Source organism: Pseudomonas sp. DNDY-54 (genome assembly GCF_019880365.1).
Classification (GTDB): domain Bacteria; phylum Pseudomonadota; class Gammaproteobacteria; order Pseudomonadales; family Pseudomonadaceae; genus Stutzerimonas; species Stutzerimonas stutzeri_P.
This window is the reverse complement of the sequence record NZ_CP082271.1, coordinates 3,983,930-4,002,875: the sequence shown is the minus strand read 5'-3', so window position 1 is coordinate 4,002,875 and position 18,946 is coordinate 3,983,930. Positions and strand designations below refer to the sequence as shown.

19 protein-coding genes are annotated in these 18,946 nt (G+C 62.1%); 8 read left to right on the top strand and 11 right to left on the bottom strand.

Annotated features, from left to right (window positions below):
* The first annotated feature begins 249 nt into the window (after positions 1 to 249).
* Positions 250 to 1,098: an alpha/beta hydrolase gene (locus K4O48_RS18555; RefSeq protein WP_222909811.1), complete on the top strand. Its 849-nt coding sequence runs from the start codon at positions 250 to 252 to the stop codon at positions 1,096 to 1,098.
* Positions 1,099 to 1,158: 60 nt separating this feature from the next.
* Here the strand turns inward: K4O48_RS18555 and K4O48_RS18550 are convergent, their stop codons facing one another.
* Entirely contained in the window at positions 1,159 to 2,355 is a 1,197-nt protein-coding gene (locus K4O48_RS18550; RefSeq protein ID WP_222909810.1) for a class I SAM-dependent rRNA methyltransferase, read from the bottom strand.
* Positions 2,356 to 2,584: 229 nt separating this feature from the next.
* A complete protein-coding gene (locus tag K4O48_RS18545) occupies positions 2,585 to 3,124 on the bottom strand; it encodes a type 1 glutamine amidotransferase domain-containing protein (protein ID WP_222912159.1) in 540 nt (179 codons plus the stop codon).
* 118 nt (positions 3,125 to 3,242) lie between these two features.
* Between K4O48_RS18545 and K4O48_RS18540 the strand changes: the two genes are divergently transcribed.
* From K4O48_RS18540 to K4O48_RS18530, 3 genes are all read left to right on the top strand, one after another.
* Entirely contained in the window at positions 3,243 to 4,106 is an 864-nt protein-coding gene (locus K4O48_RS18540) for an HDOD domain-containing protein (protein WP_222909809.1), read from the top strand.
* Between the two features lie 56 nt (positions 4,107 to 4,162).
* Positions 4,163 to 4,975 (top strand): bifunctional DNA-formamidopyrimidine glycosylase/DNA-(apurinic or apyrimidinic site) lyase, encoded by an 813-nt coding sequence (gene mutM, locus K4O48_RS18535; protein WP_222909808.1) that lies wholly within the window; start codon positions 4,163 to 4,165, stop codon positions 4,973 to 4,975.
* Positions 4,976 to 5,099: 124 nt separating this feature from the next.
* A complete protein-coding gene (locus K4O48_RS18530; protein WP_222909807.1) occupies positions 5,100 to 5,441 on the top strand; it encodes a multidrug transporter in 342 nt (113 codons plus the stop codon).
* A 232-nt stretch (positions 5,442 to 5,673) separates the two neighbouring features.
* Here the strand turns inward: K4O48_RS18530 and K4O48_RS18525 are convergent, their stop codons facing one another.
* The 5 genes from K4O48_RS18525 to K4O48_RS18505 all read right to left on the bottom strand — a co-directional run bounded on the left by K4O48_RS18525 (position 5,674) and on the right by K4O48_RS18505 (position 10,230).
* Complete coding sequence (locus K4O48_RS18525; protein ID WP_045423623.1) at positions 5,674 to 5,925, bottom strand: YfhL family 4Fe-4S dicluster ferredoxin; 252 nt, start codon at positions 5,923 to 5,925, stop codon at positions 5,674 to 5,676.
* Between the two features lie 137 nt (positions 5,926 to 6,062).
* Positions 6,063 to 6,545, bottom strand: a complete 483-nt coding sequence (gene coaD / locus K4O48_RS18520) for a pantetheine-phosphate adenylyltransferase (RefSeq protein WP_222909806.1) — start codon at positions 6,543 to 6,545, stop codon at positions 6,063 to 6,065.
* Positions 6,546 to 6,636: 91 nt separating this feature from the next.
* The gene (locus K4O48_RS18515) at positions 6,637 to 8,232 is read right to left on the bottom strand and encodes a GMC family oxidoreductase (RefSeq protein WP_222909805.1); all 1,596 of its coding nucleotides are present in this window, start codon (positions 8,230 to 8,232) and stop codon (positions 6,637 to 6,639) included.
* Between the two features lie 29 nt (positions 8,233 to 8,261).
* Positions 8,262 to 8,798: a twin-arginine translocation pathway signal protein gene (locus tag K4O48_RS18510; RefSeq protein ID WP_222909804.1), complete on the bottom strand. Its 537-nt coding sequence runs from the start codon at positions 8,796 to 8,798 to the stop codon at positions 8,262 to 8,264.
* A 22-nt stretch (positions 8,799 to 8,820) separates the two neighbouring features.
* A complete protein-coding gene (locus tag K4O48_RS18505; RefSeq protein WP_409518909.1) occupies positions 8,821 to 10,230 on the bottom strand; it encodes a coniferyl aldehyde dehydrogenase in 1,410 nt (469 codons plus the stop codon).
* Positions 10,231 to 10,385: 155 nt separating this feature from the next.
* Between K4O48_RS18505 and K4O48_RS18500 the strand changes: the two genes are divergently transcribed.
* Positions 10,386 to 11,045 carry a TetR/AcrR family transcriptional regulator gene (locus tag K4O48_RS18500; RefSeq protein WP_222909802.1) on the top strand — a complete coding sequence of 220 codons (660 nt, stop codon included), beginning with the start codon at positions 10,386 to 10,388 and terminating at the stop codon, positions 11,043 to 11,045.
* Positions 11,046 to 11,116: 71 nt separating this feature from the next.
* Here the strand turns inward: K4O48_RS18500 and K4O48_RS18495 are convergent, their stop codons facing one another.
* From K4O48_RS18495 to K4O48_RS18480, 4 genes are all read right to left on the bottom strand, one after another.
* The gene (locus K4O48_RS18495; protein WP_222909801.1) at positions 11,117 to 12,133 is read right to left on the bottom strand and encodes a hydrolase; all 1,017 of its coding nucleotides are present in this window, start codon (positions 12,131 to 12,133) and stop codon (positions 11,117 to 11,119) included.
* Between the two features lie 70 nt (positions 12,134 to 12,203).
* Positions 12,204 to 12,803: a 16S rRNA (guanine(966)-N(2))-methyltransferase RsmD gene (rsmD, locus tag K4O48_RS18490; protein ID WP_222909800.1), complete on the bottom strand. Its 600-nt coding sequence runs from the start codon at positions 12,801 to 12,803 to the stop codon at positions 12,204 to 12,206.
* Positions 12,803 to 14,341 (bottom strand): M16 family metallopeptidase, encoded by a 1,539-nt coding sequence (locus tag K4O48_RS18485; protein ID WP_222909799.1) that lies wholly within the window; start codon positions 14,339 to 14,341, stop codon positions 12,803 to 12,805. Before K4O48_RS18485 ends, rsmD begins: the two co-directional genes overlap by 1 nt.
* Complete coding sequence (locus K4O48_RS18480; RefSeq protein ID WP_222909798.1) at positions 14,334 to 15,686, bottom strand: M16 family metallopeptidase; 1,353 nt, start codon at positions 15,684 to 15,686, stop codon at positions 14,334 to 14,336. Before K4O48_RS18480 ends, K4O48_RS18485 begins: the two co-directional genes overlap by 8 nt.
* Positions 15,687 to 15,923: 237 nt before the next feature.
* On the opposite strand from K4O48_RS18480, the gene ftsY reads away from it, so the two are divergent.
* From ftsY to ftsX, 3 genes are read left to right on the top strand one after another with little or no spacing between them, the layout of a single operon-like run.
* Positions 15,924 to 17,255 (top strand): signal recognition particle-docking protein FtsY, encoded by a 1,332-nt coding sequence (gene ftsY, locus K4O48_RS18475; RefSeq protein ID WP_222909797.1) that lies wholly within the window; start codon positions 15,924 to 15,926, stop codon positions 17,253 to 17,255.
* A complete protein-coding gene (gene ftsE / locus K4O48_RS18470; RefSeq protein WP_025243434.1) occupies positions 17,252 to 17,923 on the top strand; it encodes a cell division ATP-binding protein FtsE in 672 nt (223 codons plus the stop codon). Before ftsY ends, ftsE begins: the two co-directional genes overlap by 4 nt.
* Complete coding sequence (gene ftsX, locus K4O48_RS18465; RefSeq protein WP_222909796.1) at positions 17,920 to 18,930, top strand: permease-like cell division protein FtsX; 1,011 nt, start codon at positions 17,920 to 17,922, stop codon at positions 18,928 to 18,930. The genes ftsE and ftsX overlap by 4 nt, the downstream gene beginning before the upstream one ends.
* Positions 18,931 to 18,946: the final 16 nt, after the last annotated feature.

Here is an 18,946-nt window from a genome sequence, read left to right as displayed (position 1 = left end):
ACGTTGAGCCAAGCGCATCAACACTGAAGCTAATGATGAATTATTCAGCCGGGGCGAAGCGCGGCTGTTCGTCCGCTGCACGGGCGCTTCAAGTGGCGCGGCGATTTTCGCTGGCTAGGGTTGATTCGGGCCGACTGGCCACCCGCGTTACTGACGGGCGGGCGATATAGGAGGTGCAGTGCGCTCGACTCGCATGGCGGGCTGGCGCGAACGTCCATACACATAAATAGAACAACAAGAGGAATGCACATGCTGGACATCAAACTTGGCGGCATTGCCGCTGCGCTGAGCTTGGCGATTTGCGGATCTGCCATGGCTGCACCACTGCCGGATACACCCGGCACGCCATTTCCAGGCGTGTCCAACTTCGAACGCTCCGGTCCCTACGCCACGACCAGTCGCAGCGAAGGCCCGAACTGCCGCGTTTATCGACCGAGTAACTTGGGCCAGAATGGTGTCCGGCATCCGGTCATTCTCTGGGGTAACGGGACCGGGGCAGGGCCCTCCACGTATTCGGGTCTGTTGTCGCACTGGGCCAGTCATGGGTTTGTCGTTGCGGCGGCAGAGACGTCCAACGCCGGCACCGGACAGGACATGCTGGCCTGCCTGGACTACCTGGTACAAGAGAGCAACCGCACCTTCGGCACCTATGTGGGTGTGCTCAACACTGGCCGGGTCGGCACATCCGGACATTCCCAGGGCGGCGGTGGGTCGATTATGGCTGGGCAGGATGATCGGGTGAGCGTGACCGCGCCGATCCAGCCCTACACCATCGGGCTGGGCCACAATTCGGCGTCCCAGCGAAATCAGAAGGGGCCGATGTTTCTGATGTCCGGCGGCGGCGACACCATTGCGTTTCCGTATCTCAACGCGCAGCCGGTCTATACACGCGCCAACGTGCCGGTGTTCTGGGGTGAGCGGCGCTATGTCAGTCACTTCGAGCCGGTCGGCGACGGTGGCGCCTACCGCGGGCCCTCAACGGCGTGGTTCCGCTATCACCTGATGGAGGATGAAACGGCGCGCAGCACCTTCTATGGTCGCTTCTGCGGGTTGTGCACCAGCTATCTTTGGACCGAGGAGCGCAAGGGTATCGAGTAAGGCGGTTAACGAGCCCCACGCGCGTCTTGGTGTGGGGCTTCGTTCGTCTGGCGGCAGCTATCAGCTGTTAGGCAGGATGCGACAGGTGATGCTCTTGATATAGCGGGTCTCGGGGATCGCCGGATGTACCGGGTGATCCGGGCCCTGTGATCCACGCTCGAGCAGCTGGATGTTGCGGTCCAGATGACGCGCGCTGCCGAGCAGGATGTTCTGCAAGTTGTCTTCTTCCAGGTGCATCGAGCAGCTGGCGCTGACCAGGATGCCGTCCTTGTTCAGCAGGCGCATCGCGGCCTCGTTGAGGCGGCGGTAGGCGGCCTCGCCGTTCTTGATGTCCTTCTTGCGCTTGATGAAGGCGGGCGGGTCGGTGATGACCACGTCGAAACGCTCTTCGGCGTTCTTCAGTTCCTTCATCGCCTCGAAGGCATCACCCTCGACGCAGGTCATCTTCTCGGCCACGCCATTGAGCGCGGCGTTACGCTCGACACCATCCAGCGCGAACGCCGACGCATCGACGCAGAACACTTCGCTGGCACCGAAGGCCGCCGCCTGCACGCCCCAGCCGCCAATGTAGCTGAACAGGTCCAGCACGCGCTTGCCCTTGACGTAGGGTGCCAGGCGCGCGCGGTTCATGCGGTGATCGTAGAACCAGCCAGTCTTCTGGCCCTGCAACACGGGCGCTTCAAACTTCACGCCGTTCTCTTCCAGCGCGACCCACTCCGGCACTACGCCGAACGCGGTATCGACGTAACGCTCCAGACCCTCAGCATCGCGGGCGCTGGAGTCGTTTTTCCATAGCACGCCGCGCGGCTTGAGCACCTGCACCAGCGCTTCGAGCACGGCATCCTTGTTGCGCTCCATGGTCGCCGACGCCAGCTGAACCACCAGATGGTCATGGAAGCGGTCCACCACCAGGCCCGGCAGCAGATCCGCGTCGCCATAGATCAGGCGGTAGCAGGGTTGATCGAACAGGCGATCGCGCAGCGACAGGGCGACCTGGATGCGATGCACCAGCAGCGACTTGTCCAGGCTGTGCTTGAGGTCGCGAGACAGCAGGCGCGCGCAGATCAGGTTGTTCGGCGAGACGCCGACGATGCCCAGCGGTTTGCCGCCAGCCGCTTCGAGGATCGCCTGATCACCGGCAGCAAAGCCGCTCAGCGGCGTGGCGGCGGTATCCACTTCGTTGCTGTAGACCCACAGATGGCCGGCGCGCAGGCGGCGATCGGCGTTGGCTTTGAGGCGCAGGCTGGGCAGGCTCATCGGGAGGGCTCCGGGAAAAGGGCGGGATTATAGGGGAGCGGGCGGACAAAAGCGCTGGCTGGTTGAGCGCTGGGCGACGGCCGAGGCTGGACGGAAGGGCGTTGGAACGGGTACCTGTGCAGAGGGTCGCTGGCGATTCGTTGCACCCTCGGCTTCAACGAGCTCCGAATCCGTGTTTCAGTGGATCGATGAAGCGGGATCCACCCTACGTTCGGCCACCAGCTTTCCGTCAAGCCGCGAGGGCTTTGACCAGGGCCTGGCTAAAGGCCGGGATATCGTCAGGGTTGCGGCTGCTGATCAGATTTCCATCGACCACCACCTGTTCGTCGACCCAATTGGCGCCCGCGTTTTTCAGGTCGTCGGTGAGCGATGGGTAGCTTGTCATCCGCTTCCCTTGCACGAGTTTGGCTGAAATCAATAGCCACCCACCATGGCAAATGACCGCTATCGGCTTGTTTGCCTGGGCTGCTTCGCGCACCAGCTGCTGCGCTTTTTCATCGGTACGAATGGTGTCGGAGTTCACCACGCCGCCTGGCAGCACCACGGCATCGTAGTCACTCATTTTGATGCCTTCGAAGGTGTTGTCGACATGGAACTTGGTGTCCGGAGTGATGTGGTTCCAGCCGGTCACTTCACCGTTCGAGGATGAGATGATCTCGGCGAACGCGCCGGCTTTTTCCAGCGCTTCCTTCGGGCCGGTCAGCTCGACCTGCTCGAAACCGTCGGTTACCAAGATCGCTACACGTTTGCCTTTCAGGGATTCGGCCATTTCGTTGTCCTCCTCGTCGGTTTGCAGATGGTCTACTTGAAATCCGACCATGAACTCGGCCAAAGTTCGCATTCTCCCTTTGATGGCCTTGTGCCAGTCGCCAGGTCAGGCCAGTCCAATGTCCATCGAACTCACCGACGAGCAGATCCGCAGCGTGCTGCAGGGGATCAGCGTTCCTCCGCAGCCGCAGATCATGGTTGACCTGCAGATGGAGCAGGTCATGCCTGATCCTGACCTGCGTGCCATCGCACGGCTGATCAGTCAGGATCCAGGGCTGTCCGGCGCTTTGTTGAAAACAGTCAACTCGCCATTTTTCGGCCTCGCCAACCGCATCGCGTCGATCCAGCAGGCCGTCAATTTGCTGGGCTGCCGTTCGGTGATCAACCTAATCAACGCGCAATCGATCCGCGGCGAGCTGACCGATGCGGCCATCGTTACGCTCAACCGCTTCTGGGATTCGGCGCAGGACGTGGCCAGCACCTGCCTGGCGCTGGCCAAGCGCATCGGACACCCAGCCCCGGACGAGGCCTACACGCTTGGTCTGTTTCACAACTGCGGCATCCCGCTGATGCTGACGCGCTTCCCTGGCTATATGACGGTGCTGGAGGAGGCCTACGCCAGCGTCGATGCCGCGACGCGCATTACCGACATTGAGAACCGGGTGCTGAACACCAATCATGCGGTGGTCGGGTATTTCGTGGCACGCTCGTGGAAGCTGCCGCAGCACTTGTGCGAGGCCATCGCCAATCACCACAACGCGCTGGCCCTGTTCAACGATGAGTGGAGCGATCCGCAGGTCAAGACGCTGCTGGCGATTCTGAAGATGGCCGAGCACATCTGCGCCTGCCATCGCGTGCTCGGCGACCAGCCGGAGGACCATGAATGGGATGCGGTGGCCCAGCTGGTGCTCGAATATGTCGGCCTCTCGGAATACGATTTCGAATGCCAGCGCGACATCATCCGCGAGCTGGGTGTCGGCTGACCGGGCCGTGCGTTAGCTGCTAAGGTCGCCTGCCGTTCCCTTCTCGATTTGCCTGTATGCCCGAACTTCCAGAAGTCGAAACCACCCGCCGCGGCATCGCTCCGCATCTTGTCGGTCAACGTGTCAGTCAGGTCGTCGTGCGCGAGCGTCGGCTGCGCTGGCTCATTCCAGATGACCTCGACGTGCGGCTGTCAGGCCAGCGGATCGAGGCGGTGGAGCGGCGCGCCAAATACCTGCTGATCAAGGCTGAAGTCGGCACCCTGATTGCACACTTGGGCATGTCAGGTAGCCTGCGGCTGGTGCCGGCGGATCTGCCGGTGGGCAAGCACGAGCACGTCGACATCGTGCTCGAGTCCGGCATGGCGCTGCGCTACACGGACCCGCGTCGCTTCGGCGCGCTGCTGTGGAGCGATGATCCGTTGAGCCACGTGCTGCTTGCCAGCCTTGGGCCGGAGCCGCTCAGCGATGCGTTCGACGGTGAGCGGCTGTACCAGATGTCGCGCGGTCGCAGCATGGCGATCAAGCCCTTCATCATGGATAACGCGGTGGTGGTGGGCGTCGGCAACATCTATGCGAGCGAGGCGTTGTTTGCCGCCGGGATCGATCCACGGCGTGCCGCCGGAGCGGTGTCACGGGCGCGCTATATGAGGCTGGCCGAGGAGATTAAACGAATACTGGCCTATGCCATCGAGCGCGGCGGCACCACGCTGCGCGATTTCGTGGGTGGCGACGGCAAGCCGGGCTATTTCCAGCAAGAGCTTTTCGTCTACGGCCGAGGCGGGGATTTTTGCAAAACCTGCGGTTCAACCCTGCGCGAAATTCGTCTCGGCCAGCGGGCCAGCGTCTATTGCGGACGCTGTCAGCGATGAAAAACCGATCTGCCATGCACTGCGCAGGCATTGACGGTGTTCACGATCAACAACCGGCGGCCACTGCTATAGTGACGCTCACTACAATCATCTGCCTCGTTTCGCCCAGCTGAAGGACCACACCATGAATCTGTTTCGCTCCACTGCTGTTGTCTTGGCCCTGACCACCGGTCTGCTGACGATGCCTGCGCAGGCGCAATCGGTACAGCAGAACGCCAGTGGCGATCCGATGTACACCGTTGAAGCCCCCAAAGCCTTTTCCATAGTTGGCGACCTGCTGATCGCCCGTCCGCTGCTGATCGCAGCCACTGTCGTCGGTGCTGGGCTGTTCGTCGTCAGCCTGCCCTTCAGCGCCATGGGTGGCGGCATCAAGGAAACCGGCCGTGCGCTGGTCGTCGAGCCGGGCGCCGCCGCTTTTGCCCGTTGCCTGGGTTGCACCCGCGTCGGTTACAACCGCCAGGACTGATACAGCGGTTCAACTTCGCTGGATCGGGTAGTCAAGCGGTCCACCCTCACGGCCTCGCCGCTTCATCGCGTGCGGGGCCGTGTCGTTTTCGGTCTAGGCTCCACGTTTCGTTCACGCACGCGCGGGCCACGGCTGCGCGGCCGCAGTAGATGTGTGTTGAGACGTGGAAGAAAAGACGGCTCCGCCCTCGGGCGGGTGAAGCTGACCTCGGTTTCGAGCCGAGGTCGGGATATCAGGCCTTGCCGGTGATGATCATGTACTTCTGCATCAACTCGTCCTTGCTCTCGACGTTGCTTTCGTCGAGCGGGATGCAGTCTACCGGGCAGACCTGCTGACACTGCGGTTCGTCATAGTGGCCGACGCACTCGGTGCAGAGGTTGGGGTCGATGACGTAGATTTCCTCGCCTTGAGAAATCGCGCTGTTCGGGCACTCGGGCTCGCACACGTCGCAGTTGATGCAGTCATCGGTGATTATCAGGGACATCCAGCTAACTCCAGCTGCGGTAAGCACCGCAGCGCAGTAAAAACGACGCGGCAATTTTGCCGCATCGGCTCGCCCTGTGCACGTGCGGCGATGCCCCATGTGTCGGCATTATTCACCGAGTCTGGAGCTGCGACGCTCTAGCGCGAGGCGTAGCGCTCGGTCAGCGCCTTCATGACGGATGGGTGAACGAACTTTGTGACATCACCACCCAGTCGCGCAATTTCGCGAACCAGGGTCGAGGAGATGTAGGAAAACTTTTCCGAGGGGGTCAGAAACAGGCTTTCCACGTCCGGAACGAGTTGCCGATTCATATTGGCCAGCTGGAACTCGTACTCGAAATCGGATACGGCTCGCAGACCACGTAGCAGGACGTTGGCCTTCTGCTCCGTGACGAAGTGCGCCAGCAGCGTCGAGAAACCCAGCACTTTGACGTTGGGCAGATGCGCGGTGACTTCCTGAGCCAGCGCTACGCGTTGTTCCAGCGGAAACAACGGATTCTTGTTCGGGCTGGCAGCGACCGCAATGATCACCTCGTCGAACAGACGGGAGGCGCGTTCGACCAGGTCGGTGTGGCCCATGGTGATCGGGTCGAAGGTTCCCGGATACAACACTCGATTCATCGCGGCGTCCTGACGCATGCGTGGGGGGTGGATGGTAGCGGCTCGGTAACGGCAGCGTAAAGCATCAAGGCTGAAGGCACCTTTGTCGTGGTCAGGCCCGGTTCAATCGTTCGGCGAGGTGGCTGGACAGCTTTGCGGCCAGCGCATAAATCGATAATTGCGGATTGGCGCCAATGCTCGTCGGGAAAAGTGAGCCGTCGTGGATAGACAGGTTCTCCAGCTGATGGTGCCGGCCTAGGCTGTCGGTGACCGCCTGGCGCGGGTCCTCACCCATGGCGCAGCCGCCCATGACATGGGCGCTGCCGAGGCGCGTGCGATACAGCTCGAGGTTCAGTTCATCGATCATTTCCCGGGCCTGTTTCAGGTTGGTGGCATAGGTCGCATCGCTGTGCAGCGGCAACACGGCCTTGGCGCCCGCCGCGAACTGAATCTCCGCCATGCTGTGGTAGGCGCGTCGGATGCCGTCCCAGGTATAGCCCGTCATCTGATAATCGAGTGTGGGTGAGCCGTCACTGCGCAACTGCACCTGGCCTTCGGCGCTGTCCGGATGAAACCCGTCGCGCATCAGCGCAATCATCGCGTTGGTGTGCGGCAGTTGTTCCATGCGCAGCGCGTTTTCGGTACCGAAGCGGCCCAGCAGCGTGGCGGCCAGGGCGGGATGAACGGGCGGCACCTCCAGTTTGTAAGACATGCGCCCGCGCGTGCCGTCGTCCCATTGGAATTGATCGGAATAGACTGACTGCGGCGCGCCATAGAAGGGGTTGATAACCGCATCGAACTGCGCGGCGGAGAAATTCACAAGATGCAGGAAGGTACGTTTGCCTAAGCGCTGGTGCGGATCCGGTGCACCCGAGCGCAGCAAGATCGCCGGAGTGTTGATGCCGCCACCTGCGAGTAGGTAGTGACGTGCTTGGACGCGAATCTTGCGGCCCGTCGGTGCGACAGCGCGCGAGTCCATGGCGGAACACTCCAGCGCCATGATGCGGTCGTCTTTGATGAGGAGGCGCTCAGCGCGGGCGAGATAGAGCAGTTCACCACCTTTGTCCAAGGTGGCGGGAATCGTTGTCACCAGCATTGATTGCTTGGCGTTGGTCGGGCAACCCATGCCGCAGTAGCCGAGGTTCCAGCAATTTTTCACGTTTCGTGGAATCACTGCCCAGCTGTAGCCCAGGGCCTTGCAGCCGTTACGGATCACTTGATTGTTGGCGTTGGGTGGAAGATGCCAGGGCTCGATCCCCAAACGATCTTCCATACGCTCGAACCAGGGCGTCAGGGTGTCAGGGGTCAACCCTTTCACGGCGTGCTCTTGGGCCCAATGTTCAAGTGTCGGGGCTGGGGTGCGAAAGCTTGATGTCCAATTGACCAATGTCGAGCCACCAACGGCGCGCCCTTGCAAGATCGTGATGGCGCCGTCTTGGCTAGTCCGGCCGAGCGCTTCCTGATAGAGCGAGGCGTAGGCAGCAGGCTCCTGCATGTCGAAATCTCGGCTGCTGCGCAGCGGCCCTTCCTCGATCAAGAGCACCTTGAATCCGGCTGCGCTGAGAATTTCCGCACTGGTGGCACCGCCCGCACCACTGCCGACGATGGCAATGTCAGCGTCCAGGGTCATGTCGAGCTCGAGGCGCGACCCATCATAGGTTTTCCAGCCGCGGGCCAGGCCATCGGCTATCGGGTCTGAAACGGGCATCGTGTTCCCTCGTCGTGTCGTGGGCACCGCTAGATCACCGGCGGCCCCGGGTATCCGCAATGCGCCCAGGATTCCTGGCGGCCGTACCAGGCCATCAGAATCATCTGTTGAAGCGCGACATTGCCCTGTCGCAGCAGCGCGATCGAGCTGTTCTCCCAGCGCTGTAGAAACGCTTGTATGTCGGCGTCCTGCGCCTGCTCCCAGCTGCCCCAGATGCCGGTGACAGGGCCACGGGTCAGCGGGAGGCTGAGGAGGTCGAACAGCTGCTGGATCTGTTTAGAGACGGCGGGCGGCAGATGAGCGAGACCCAGGTCGAGGTTCTCCAGCGTGCCTCGAACCGCGCGCGGCATGCTCGTCGAAGGTAGCGCGCCTTCCAGGAGTACCGGCGCCAACCGACGAAGCGTGGGAAGGTCGCTGTTGCGCAGGTGCAGGAAGCCAGCGGCAGATTGCTCGGCGCTGCAGCCGGAAAGGCTACCCAGCAGGCCGGCGCCCGCCAGGGCCGCGCTGCCAAACACGCCAACCCGGAGCAGGCGGCGTCGGCTGAGGAGGTGATCGGTGCGTGTCATTGTTATTGTCACCGGTGGCGGCTCAGCGTACGAACAGCTTGTAGACCAGCCGCTGCAGCGCCTTGCCATATGGGGGGTAGATCATTCGCGCGGCATTGAAGCGCTGTTTAATGAACACGCCCTTGGCCTTGCTGAAGGTCAGGAATCCTTCGTGCCCGTGGTAATGGCCCATCCCAGAGGGTCCGATGCCACCGAAGGGCAGGTCATCCTGTGCGACGTGCAGCAGGGTGTCGTTGAGACAGACGCCACCGGAATGGGTGTCGCGCAGTACACGGGCCTGCTCCGCCTTGTCGTAGCCAAAGTAATAGAGCGCCAGCGGGCGCGGGCGGGCGTTGACGTACGCGAGCGCCTGGTCGAGACCCTCGTAGGGCACGATGGGTAGCAGCGGGCCGAAGATCTCGTCCTGCATCACCTGCATATCGTCCGTGACGTCCAGTAACAGATGGTGCGGCATACGTCGCCCCTGGCCCTGTTCGAACAGCGGCAGGATTCGGGCGCCTTTGCTCTGGGCGTCGTCGAGGTAGCCTTGCAGTCGGGTGTGCTGACGCCCATTGACGATCGCGGTGTAGTCCGGGTTGTCTGTCAGCTGTGGGTAGAAACGTCGCACCACCTGACGATACGCCTCGACGAAGCCATCCACGCGCTGCCTCGGGACCAGTACGTAATCGGGGGCAACACAGGTCTGGCCCGCATTCAGCGTTTTGCCGAAGGCGATGCGCTCTGCCGCGTCTGCGAGCGGCACGTCAGCCGAGACAATGGCTGGCGACTTGCCGCCCAGTTCCAGCGTCACCGGGGTCAGGCTCTCCGCCGCGGCGCGCATGACCTGCCGGCCGATACTGGTGCTGCCGGTAAACAGGAGATGATCGAGCGGCAAGCGCGAGAAGGCGATGCCCACATCGGCTTCGCCGAGTACCACTGCCACCTGATCCTCGGGAAAGATCTGCACGAGCAGTTCCTTCAGCAGCCGCCCGGTGGCCGGAGTGGATTCGCTCATTTTCAGCAATACCCGATTGCCCGCCGCGAGCGCGCCGATCAACGGCCCGATGGCCAGGTACAGCGGATAGTTCCACGGGACGATGATGCCGACAACGCCGAGCGGCTGGTACACCACTTTTGCGCTGGCCGGCTGAAACGCCATGCCGACGCGTCTCCGGGATGGCTTCATCCATTGGCGCAGATGACGCTTGGCGTGCTGGATGCCATGCAGGCTGGGCATGATCTCGGCCAGGCGCGTTTCGTCTGCCGAGCGATTGCCGAAGTCCTCACTAATAACCTCGATCAGCGGCTGCTGATGGCTGGCAAGCAGATCATGCAGCGCCTCCAACGCTTGCAGGCGATCCTCGACTGTTGGGCTCGGATGGGCCTGGAAAGCACTGCGTTGGCGCTCGAACAGCGACTGCAGACGTTCAATCTCAAGGGCGGATTGATTCATGTAAGTAACATCGGCAAGCACGGGCGATGCTCCGGAGCGGCGGGCAGGTGCTGTGTTTCTAGAGTAAATGCTCTAGTCTGTCAATCGGGTGCACGGCTACGGCTGCCGGGTTACCTTTGCCTCCCGGTTTAGTGAGACGGATGAACCTCCCCGCAATGTCTTCGAGATCGAAAACCCGTGACCGTATCCTTCAAGCCAGCCTGCAGTTGTTCAACGCGCAGGGTGAGCGAAGCGTCACGACCAACCACGTTGCTGCGCACTTGGGTATCTCGCCGGGCAACCTGTATTACCACTTCCGCAATAAGCAGATGATCATTGCCGAGCTTTTTGGCCGCTATGAGGCAGAGGTGGACGCTTTTATGCAGTTGCCGGAAGGCCGCTCGCTGACCATCGACGACAAGACGCACTACCTTGAAGCGCTGCTCTCGGCGATGTGGGACTACCGGTTTCTGCATCAGGATCTCGAGCATCTCCTGGCCAGTGACGAAGGCCTGGCCGAGCGCTATCGGAGCTTCGCCAAACGCCATCTGCTGAGCGCGCAACGCATCTATCAGGGCTTCGTAGATGCCGGCATTCTCCAGATGACGACGCCGCAGGTGGAGGCACTGGCGCTCAACGCGTGGATCATCATGACGTCATGGATCCGATTCCTCTGTACGCTGAACGGCGCGCCGGATGAGGCATTGGACCGGGACACGCTGCGCCGAGGCATTTACCAGCTGGTGGCACTCGAGGAGGGGTTCGTGACAGAAGCGGCACGTTCTGCCGTGTCCGGGTTACTGGCGCAGCTCCATGGTCCGTTTACTGCAGGTTGAGCCATTGTCGAGCAGAGCTGGGGTACGAAAGGGCGCATGGTGTCTCGCCGCCGAGAAAACTAAGACTCAGGCTAACGCTCCCTCAGCCACTGCGGAATTCGCCGCTCTAGGTAATACTGCGGCTTGATCGGCGAGCCCTCTACGAAGCCGACATGCCCCCCTCGGCGATGCAGCTCCAGGGTTGTCGATGCCGAGAGCTCGTCCGGCTCCGGCACGCTGTGACGGAAGACGAAGGGATCGTCTTCAGCCTGGATCAACAGCGTCGGGATACGGATATCTGACAGAAAATAGCGGCTTGAAGCGCGACGGTAGTAATCGTTGGCATCCGCATAACCGTGTAGCGGGGCAGTGAAGCGGCCATCGAAATCCCAAAAGGTGCGCATACCTTTCAGCGAACCGAGGCGTTGGAGGGCCGACAGGTGCTCGGTGTTGCCTTGGTCAGCGAACAGCCGCTGCTTGTCTTTCACATAGGCCACCATCTCGCGCATGAAGTGCGCCTGATAAACCCGCGAAAAGCCTAGGCCGATGCGATCGGCGCACTGATCCAGTCGAAACGGCACCGAGACCGCCACGGCTCGCTGCAGCGGTGCCGTCGCGCCACATTCGCCGAGATACTTCAGCAGGACGTTGCCGCCCAGCGAGTATCCCACCGCGTAGAGCGGCGCCAACGGGCGTGCGGCCTGCAGATGGGCGATGACTTCGGCCAGGTCATCACTGGCACCGGAATGGTAGGCGCGCGGCAGCAGATTCGGCTCGCCGGAGCAGCCCCGCCAATTGATGGCGACGCTGGCCCAGTCTCTGTCGGCCAGTTGTTGTTGCAGCCCCAGTACGTAATGTGAGCTGGAAGAGCCGGTGAGTCCGTGCAACACCACCACCAATGGCGTCGCAGGGTCATGCGGGCCGTGCCAATCCAGGTCGATGAAGTCTCCGTCTGCTAGCCACAGCCGTTCGCGGCGCCGCTGGAGTGAGGACGCACGCCTGCAGAATGGATTCCACAGGGTTTGCAGATGGCCGCCCGGGAGCCACCAAGCGGGCGCGAAGGTCGCGCTTGGGGCGGGTTCAGTGGCGTCAGGGAAGGTTACGGACACGGGCGGGTCCTGTTGCTGGTTACGGTGTCGCTGTTCGTTTCACGGGCAGGTGGGCTGGTTGCCGCCGTGTTCAGGCCTCGCCGCTGCGCTCCCACAATGCGTAATGCACTTTGCCCGCTTGTTTTTCACGGTGCAGGCGCCAGTTGCCTGGCAGGCCGAGGCTCGACGGCACGGCCTCGCTCTCGGTGTACACCCAGGCATGCTTGGCCAGCCAGCCCTTACTTTCCAGCAGTGCGCAAGCAGGCTGCAGCAGGTTCTTATTGAACGGCGGGTCGAGAAATACCAAGTCGAACGGTGTGGGTGTTTGGGTTTCCAGATACCGCAACGCGTCGCTCTGCAACAACTGGCCCTGGCCGCAGCTCAGCGTGTCCAGATGCTTGCGCAGACTGGCAATGGCATTGGCGTTGACGTCCAGCGCCAATGCCATGCTGGCGCCACGTGACAGCGCCTCGAGATAGAGGGCGCCACTTCCGGTAAAGGGGTCGAGCACGCGGGCGCCGGACATATAGGGCGCGATCCAGTTGAACAGTGTTTCGCGCACACGATCGGGTGTCGGTCGCAAACCTTCGGCATCGGGAAAGCTGAAGCGCCGGCTGCGCCATTCACCGCCAATGATGCGCAGCTGGCCCTGGCCACGCTGGGCAGAAGGGCGAAGGGGTGGGTTGGCCATTAATGCTCCGGAACGCTGCTGGGTTGCTCGACGGGCTTGTCGCTCGGGGCCGGTAATGGTTTTTGCTCGACGTCCGGGCCGGCCGTGACGATGACGAAGCCATCAACGCTGAGATGTTCGTTCATCGCCCGCTTGACCTCTTCGACCGACAGGGCCTGAACCTGTTGCATGAAATCTTCCAGGTACGTCAGCGGCAGGTTGTAAAACCCAATGCTGCCCAGCTGACCGACGATGTCCGCGTTGCTGGCGGTGGACAGCGGAAAGCTTCCGGCGACCTCGCGTTTGCTGCGCTCGAGTTCGGCTTGGGTTGGGCCATTCTGAAGGAATTCCGCGACCAGCCGTTGCACCAGTTCCAGGGTGCCATCGGCCAGTTCGGCTCGGGTTTGCAGGTTGATCATGAAGGGTCCGGCGACCTGCATCGGGCTGAAGCCGGAATAAACGCCATAGGTCAGCCCACGTTTTTCTCGAACTTCCTCCATCAAGCGCGTGCCGAAGCCACCCCCGCCAAGGATTTGATTACCCAGATACAGCGCGGCGTAATCGGGGTGCCCTCGCGGAATACCGAGCTGTGACAGCATCAGATGCGTCTGGTTGGAAGGGAAGTCGATGTGCTGCTGGACTGCCGTGGGCTCGCTTGGAGGTTGCGGCGCGGGCAGTGCGTCGCCCTGGGGCAACGCGCTGGACACCTGCTCGGCAATCGCCTCGGCTTGGCTCCGGTCGAGATCACCAACCAGGGCAATCACGGCATTCCCGGCGGCATAACCCTTGGCATGGAAGGCGCGTAGCTGCGCCGCTGTGATGCCAGGGATCGACTCGGGTGTGCCCTCGCTCGGGTGTGCGTAAGGATGGTCCTGGTAAAGCTGCTCGAACAGCGCGAGGCTGGCCAGCTTGCCGGGGTTCTGCTTCTGGAATTCGAAGCTGGCGAGCACCTGATTCTTGATTCGCTGCAGGGAGTCCTCGGGGAAGGTCGGCTGCCCAATCACCTGGCTGAACAGTTGCAGCGCAGGGTCGCGTTTGTCCTGCTCGCTCAGGCTACGCAGGCTGGCGACCGCCATGTCGCGGTACGAGCCGTTGCCAAACTCCGCGCCGAGTCCCTCGAAACCTTCAGCGATGGCCGTGACATCCATGCCCTCGATGCCTTCATTGAGCATGGCGTTGGTCAGCATGGCCAGTCCCGGAATACCGTCGTCCTGGCTGCTGCCGGCGGCAAACGTCAGACGCAGGTCGAACATCGGTAATTGGTGGGCCTCGACGAACAACACCCTGGCGCCGCCTTCGGTCTGCCAGCTCTGGATCTCCAGCTCGCGTCGCGCCAGCGGCTGATCGCCGAGCTCGTCGAGCGATTCCACGCGCGGTTTTTTGGCGTTGGCATTGGCGATGGCTTGCCCGGATTCAGCCGGTGTGGCGACCGTCCCGGCTGGCGGGGTGGGCAATGGCGTTGTGGTGTCGCCCGCGTCGCCCTCGCAGGCGGTCAAAGCAAGGCAAGACGCCAGTGCCAGCCCGAGCAGGCCGCGACGCAATAGATTGCGATCACTCATCGCTGGACTCCTCTGGCAGGACGTAGGCAACGCTCAGGCGTGAGCGGGTGAAGTAGGTGCGGGCAGCCTGCTGGATATCGGCAGGCGTTACCGCCTCAAGCGCGCTGAGTTCTTCGTCCATCAGGCGCCAGGACAATCCAACAGTTTCCAGTTGGCCGATGGTGGTGGCCTGCTGGGTAATGGAGTCGCGCTCGTACACCAGCCCGGCAATAACCTGGGCACGCACGCGCTCCAGCTCGTCCTCCGAGGGCGCGGTTTCCTTCAGCCGTTCGAGTTGCTGCCAAAGACCGGCTTCGACCTCTTCAAGCGTCCGTCCCTTCTGCATGTTCGGTGCGGCGCTGAGTGCGAACAGGCTGTCGCCGCGGGCGTAGGCGTTGTACCAGGCAGAGGCGCTGGTCACTAGTTCCTCGCCGCGTTCGAGCTGCTGCGGCAGGCGTGCGCTATAGCCGCCATCGAGCAGCGCGCTGATCAGTCGCAACGCATGGATCTGACGAGAGTCCTCTGCGGTGGCTAGTCCGGGTGTGTTGAACGCCATGATCAGGCTGGGCACCTGGGTTTTCACATGCAAGGTCAGGCGACGTTCGCCTGGCTCGTCCAGCTCCAGGGGGCGCTTGGCGCTGGGGATCGGCCGACTCTCGATAGGGCCGAAATAGCGCTCCGCCAGGGTGCGCACTTCCGCTGGCGTGACGTCGCCCACGACTACCAGCGTAGCGTTGTTGGGCGCATACCACGCCAAGTACCAGGCGCGCAGGTCTGCCACGGTCATGCGCTGAAGATCGGCCATCCAGCCGATGGTCGGGACGTGGTAGCCGCTGGCCGGGTAGGCCATGGCTTTGAAACGCTCGAAGGCGAGAGCGCTCGGCTTGTCGTCGGTGCGAAGACGGCGTTCCTCCTTGATGACCTCGATTTCCCGCGCGAACTCATCTTTCGGTATTTGCAAGCTGGCGAGGCGGTCCGCTTCCAGCTCGAAAGCGACGGCCAGACGGTCACGCGCCAGAACCTGGTAATAAGCTGTGTAATCGTCGCTGGTGAAAGCATTCTCTTCCGCGCCAAGCTCTCGAAGGATGCGCGAGGCTTCCCCCGCCTCGAGCTTGCGGCTGCCCTTGAACATCATGTGCTCAAGGGCATGGGAGAGCCCTGTCTGCCCCGGTGATTCGTAGCTGGAGCCGACCTTGTACCAGAGCTGAGACACCACGACCGGGGCCCGGTGATCCTCACGTACGATGACCTTGAGGCCGTTGTTCAGAACGAATTCATGGGTGGGTTGGCTCTCGGCCGCGATGACCCATGGCAGGTACAGGGCGCCGAGTAATAAAGCTGCGGCGCGGCGTAGCGTCAGTGACATATTCAGGGCTCGTTTAATGATGAATCCCGCCGCGACGGCGCCGGCAGGCGGAAACACGCAGGGCATGGTACTGGGGCGTCGGGGCCAGGGCAAAGCGGCGCAGCGCCCTATGTGTATCGCGCCGTGTGGTGGCTGGATGGCCGTGCTTAGCGCCGGCGGTTGCGCAGTGCTAGGATAGCCTCCGTCTGGCCGGTGGCGTGGCCGCCGGCGTATCGCCCTCTTGAGAAAATCTTCTCCATGTTTGGTTCCAACGACGATAAGAAGGCGCCGGCCGCGGCTGGCGAGAAGAAAGGCTTGTTTGGCTGGTTGCGCAAGAAGCCGCAAACGCCGGCCGCCGAGCCGCCGCCTGCCGAGCCGCTGGAAGACAGCCAGCCGTTCGCTGACGAGCCCGATACCGCTTTAACCGAACAGCAGCCGACCGCTGATCCTGCCGGCGACGAAGCTGCGATCGCGCAGCCCGAGCCGGTTGCGCCAGAGATCAAGCCGGAAGCCGTCCTGCATGCCGAGCCTGAGCCTGAGCCGATCCCGGAGCTCGTTCAGCCCGATGAAGAGCCTGAAGCGCCGACCCTGGCCGAGATCGCGGTCGAACCGGCGCCAGTCCCCGCAACGACAGAGCCGCCGGCCAAGCTTGGATTTTTTGCTCGCCTCAAACAGGGCCTGTCGAAGACCAGCGCCAGCATCGGCGAGGGCATGGCCAGTTTGTTCCTGGGCAAAAAGGCCATCGATGATGACCTGCTGGACGAGCTGGAAACCCGCTTGTTGACAGCGGATGTTGGCGTTGAAGCCACGACGGCAATCATGCAGAACCTCGCGCGACGGGTGTCACGCAAGGAGCTCGCTGACAGCGGCGCCTTGTACAAGGCGTTGCAGGAGGAGCTGGCCAGCCTGCTCAAGCCCGTCGAGCAGCCATTGGTGATCGATAGCAGCAAACAGCCGTTTGTGATCTTGGTGGTCGGGGTTAATGGTGTCGGCAAAACCACCACGATCGGCAAGTTGGCGAAGAAGCTACAGCTTGAAGGCAAGAAGGTCATGCTCGCGGCTGGCGACACCTTCCGTGCGGCGGCCGTTGAGCAGTTGCAGATCTGGGGTGAGCGCAACAAGATCGCCGTGATCGCCCAGCACACCGGTGCCGATTCCGCTTCGGTGATTTTCGACGCCGTGCAGGCCGCCAAAGCCCGCGGGATCGATGTGCTGATCGCTGATACGGCGGGACGTCTGCACACCAAGGACAACTTGATGGAAGAGCTGAAAAAGGTCCGTCGGGTGATGGGCAAGCTCGACGAAAGCGCCCCGCATGAGGTGTTGCTGGTGCTCGACGCCGGCACCGGCCAGAACGCCATCAACCAGACCAAACAATTCAACCAGTCGGTAGAACTGACAGGTCTGGCGCTGACCAAGCTCGACGGTACCGCCAAAGGGGGCGTGATCTTCGCGCTGGCCAAGCAGTTCGGCACACCGATTCGCTACATTGGCGTGGGTGAAGGCATCGACGACCTCCGCACCTTTGAAGCCGATGCTTTCGTTGACGCGTTGTTCGCCGAGAAAGGGGCTGGCGGAGCCTCGTCATGATCCGATTCGAGCAGGTCGGCAAGCGCTATCCCAACGGCCATACCGGGCTACATGAGCTGTCATTCCATGTGCAGCGCGGTGAGTTCCTGTTCGTCACGGGCCACTCTGGCGCCGGCAAGAGCACCTTGTTGCGTCTGCTGCTAGCGATGGAGCGGCCCACCAGCGGCAAGCTGCTGCTGGCGGGCCAGGACCTGTCGCGAATCAGCAACGCTCAGATTCCCTTCCTCCGCCGGCAGATCGGCGTGGTGTTCCAGAATCACCAGCTGCTGTTCGATCGCACCGTTTTTGATAACGCGGCGCTGCCGCTGCAGATCCTTGGTTTGAACAAGCGCGAAATCGGCCAGCGCGTCATGACCGCGCTGGAGCGCGTCAGTCTCAAAGACAAGGCGTTGCAATACCCATCGGACCTTTCGACTGGGCAACAGCAGCGTGTAGGCATCGCCCGCGCCGTGGTCCACCGTCCGGCGCTGCTGCTCGCCGATGAACCGACCGGCAACCTTGACCCGCGTCTGGCAGCAGAAATCATGGGTGTATTCGAAGACATCAATCGCCTCGGCACCACCGTGCTGATCGCCAGCCACGATCTGGCGCTGATTGCTCGCATGCGCCATCGCATGCTGACCCTGCAGCGTGGGCGTCTAATCGGTGACGGGGAGGCCGCACGATGAGCTCGTCCGAACAGAACCCCAATCCAGCCGAACGTGCCGGTGGTGTGCGTAACAAGCCGGAACAGCCTAGAAGCGACGAGCCGGATTTCAAGACACTGTTCCATGCCTGGGTGGAAAGTCATCGCGCCAGCGTCGTCGACAGTGTCGGCCGGTTGATCAAGCAACCCATCGGCAGCTTCTTTACCTGTCTGGTCATGGCGGTTGCGTTGAGCCTGCCCATGGGGTTGGCGCTGTTGCTCGATAATGTCGAGCGCCTCGGTGGGTCCTGGCAGCGTGCGGCGCAGATTTCGCTGTACATGCAGTTGGAGGTGAATGCGCAGCAGGGCCAGGCGCTTCGCGAACAGATTATCCAGATGCCGGATGTATCCGAGGCCAACTGGATCAGTCGCGAACAGGCACTTGAGGAGTTTCAGCAACTGTCCGGGCTCGGTGAAGCATTGCGCGAATTGCCCGACAATCCGTTGCCTGGTGTGATCGTGGTGACGCCCAGCGAGATCGATCGCGACAATCTTGAAACGTTGCGTCAGCGTCTGGCGGAGCTGCCAGGTGTCGAGCAGGCTCAGCTGGATCTGCTCTGGGTTGAGCGGCTCACGGCAATCCTGAAGCTGGGCGATCGGTTTGTCTTCGGCCTCAGCCTGTTGCTCATCGCGACGCTGCTGCTGGTGATCGGAAACACCATTCGTCTGCACATCGAAAACCGACGCACCGAGATCGAGGTGGTCAAGCTGGTCGGCGGAACCGATGGTTACGTTCGGCGTCCCTTTCTGTACATGGGCGCTTTGTATGGATTGGGTGCCGGGTTGATTGCCTGGTTGCTGCTGGCTTATGGCTTGGGCTGGCTGAACGAGGCGGTTGTCGGGTTGGCCGGACTGTATGGCAGCGACTTTAGTTTGGCCGGTGTGCCGGCCGATGATGCCGTGTCTTTGGTGCTTGGCGCCGTGTTGCTGGGTTATATCGGCGCATGGTTGGCTGTCGCAAGGCATCTAAACGAACTTGCACCGCGCTGATAACCCGCTGATTTAA